Here is a 2,500-nt window from a genome sequence, read left to right on the forward strand (position 1 = left end):
CCACATCGACGGGGAGGTTTGGCACCTCGATGTCGGCTCATCGCATCCTGGGGCTGTAGTCGGTCCCAAGGGTTGGGCTGTTCGCCCATTAAAGCGGTACGCGAGCTGGGTTCAGAACGTCGTGAGACAGTTCGGTCCCTATCCGTCGTGGGCGTAGGAAATTTGAGAGGAGCTGTCCTTAGTACGAGAGGACCGGGATGGACGCACCGCTGGTGTACCAGTTGTTCTGCCAAGGGCATAGCTGGGTAGCTATGTGCGGAAGGGATAAGTGCTGAAAGCATCTAAGCATGAAGCCCCCCTCAAGATGAGATTTCCCATAGCGTAAGCTAGTAAGATCCCTGAAAGATGATCAGGTTGATAGGTTCGAGGTGGAAGCATGGTGACATGTGGAGCTGACGAATACTAATAGATCGAGGACTTAACCATATAATATGTAGCAATGTTATCTAGTTTTGAAGGAATATGCCTTCATAGTTTGGTGATGATGGCAGAGAGGTCACACCCGTTCCCATACCGAACACGGAAGTTAAGCTCTCTAGCGCCGATGGTAGTTGGGACCTTGTCCCTGTGAGAGTAGGACGTCGCCAAGCAACTGTAAGACGAGTCAGTATGACTCGTCTTTTTTTGTGTTTTAAACTTCTTATCAGCCTCAAGTAAGTAATCCTTATTTTTTGATCCCCTCATATTCATTTTCTTTCATTATTTTTGATGTGTAGTTTAAGATTTTCTATTTTGTTTTTTGGAGAAGTGATCTGTCGGTATGTTAAAATAGTGCAGTTGTTTTTTTGAGTACTTGAATATAAGAAGATTTCATTTTGAAAAAGGAGATAATATGAAAAAGATAGGTGTAATTACTATAGTAGTTTTAGTCCTTCTAGCAATTACTTATATGTTAGTTGGGAATTATTTTTATAATTATGCGTTGAATGCGAAACAAGAGAAAGAATTTTTAGAGGATAATCCTCATTTAGTAGAAACAGTGAATGCATCAGGAGGTGTGCTCGCTACAAACGAAGAAAAGGATGCGAGCTTTGTATCAAATCATAAACCTAATACACGAAACATAAATTCTTTCGATAAGTTGAAATTAACAGGTTATGAATATATGAATGAACAATCTAGCCATAAATGGGCAATTGTAGTTCATGGATATGATAGCAGGGCATCGAAAATGACGAAATATATCCGGAATTTTTATGAACAAGGTTATAACGTCATAGCGCCAGATCTTCGTGGGCACGGAAATAGTGAGGGCGACTATATAGGGATGGGCTGGCACGATCGTAAAGATATTTTGATTTGGATTCAACAAATTGTAAAGAAAGACCCTAATGCTGAAATAGCACTTTTTGGTGTTTCAATGGGCGGGGCAACTGTAATGATGACTTCAGGTGAAGAGTTACCTTCTAACGTTAAAGTTATTATTGAAGATTGTGGATACTCAACTGTTATTGATGAATTTACTTATCAACTAAAAGATCTATTCCACTTGCCGAAATTTCCTGTTATGAATGCGGCAAATACAGTTACAAAATTAAGAGCTGGATATGATTTAGAAGAAGCTTCAGCTATAAAGCAAGTAGAGAAAAGTAAAACACCTATGCTATTTATTCACGGGGATGCTGATACGTTCGTTCCTTATGAAATGTTAGATGAAGTATATAATGCTGCAAAAGTAGAAAAAGAGAAATTAATTGTTCCAGGTGCTGGACATGGAGAAGCTGAGAAGATAGATTCAAATAAATATTGGAATACTGTATGGAAATTCGTAGGGAGATATATTCCAGCATAGTTAGATTTGTATATACGATAATCAGAAGGAAATGTTTTTATACTTTTGATTATCGTTTTTTCTATTTATAGATTCATTTTAGTTTGTAGTATATAAAGCGTGAAGCATAAATTTTTGAATTCCTTAGCGCCAGTGCTACAATAATTGAAAACTACATGTTAATGAGGTGTTTCTATGAAAATTGAAGTATGGTCAGATTTTGTATGCCCATTTTGCTACATTGGGAAACGTAGATTAGAGATGGCTTTAGAGCAATTTCCACATAAGAAAGATGTTGAAGTTGAGTTTAAAAGTTTTGAATTAGACCAAAATGCTCCAATCTATTCTGGAACAAGTATTAATGAAGTACTTGCATCAAAGTATGGGATTAGTATTGAAGAAGCTAAGCGTAATAATATACAACTAGGAAGTCATGCAGCTAGTATGGGTTTAAGTTTTAATTTTGATGAGATGAAGCCGACGAACACTTTTGATGCGCATCGTCTTGCGAAGTTTGCAAAGGATCAAGGGAAAGAAAAAGAGATTACGGAAAATCTACTTTTTGCATATTTCACAGAATCGAGAAATTTAAGTGATGTGGATACGCTTGCTACTATTGCTGAAGCTTCAGGTTTAGAAAAGCAAGAAGCTTTACGTGTTATTCATGATAAAAGCGCATATGCAAATGATGTTAGAATTGATGAAGCGATTGCTCAGCAATATCAAATT

Annotated in this window: 2 protein-coding genes and 2 rRNA genes (2 of these 4 running past the window's edge); all 4 read left to right on the forward strand. The window is 37.6% G+C overall.

Going from position 1 to position 2,500, the window contains the following annotated elements:
* Positions 1-426 (forward strand): 23S ribosomal RNA (locus tag MHB74_RS01590); it begins 2,496 nt to the left of the window's first position.
* A gap of 48 nt (positions 427-474) precedes the next feature.
* Positions 475-590 (forward strand): 5S ribosomal RNA (gene rrf / locus MHB74_RS01595).
* 242 nt (positions 591-832) lie between these two features.
* Positions 833-1,792 (forward strand): alpha/beta hydrolase, encoded by a 960-nt coding sequence (locus tag MHB74_RS01600; protein WP_061676390.1) that lies wholly within the window; start codon positions 833-835, stop codon positions 1,790-1,792.
* 174 nt (positions 1,793-1,966) lie between these two features.
* Positions 1,967-2,500, forward strand: partial view of a DsbA family oxidoreductase gene (locus MHB74_RS01605; RefSeq protein WP_061676389.1) — the 5' portion only. 198 nt of this gene lie beyond the right edge of the window; 534 of the gene's 732 nt are visible here — the first part of the coding sequence; it begins with the start codon at positions 1,967-1,969; the stop codon falls past the right edge of the window.

This window comes from Bacillus sp. FSL K6-0069 (assembly GCF_038007785.1).
GTDB lineage: Bacteria > Bacillota > Bacilli > Bacillales > Bacillaceae_G > Bacillus_A > Bacillus_A mobilis.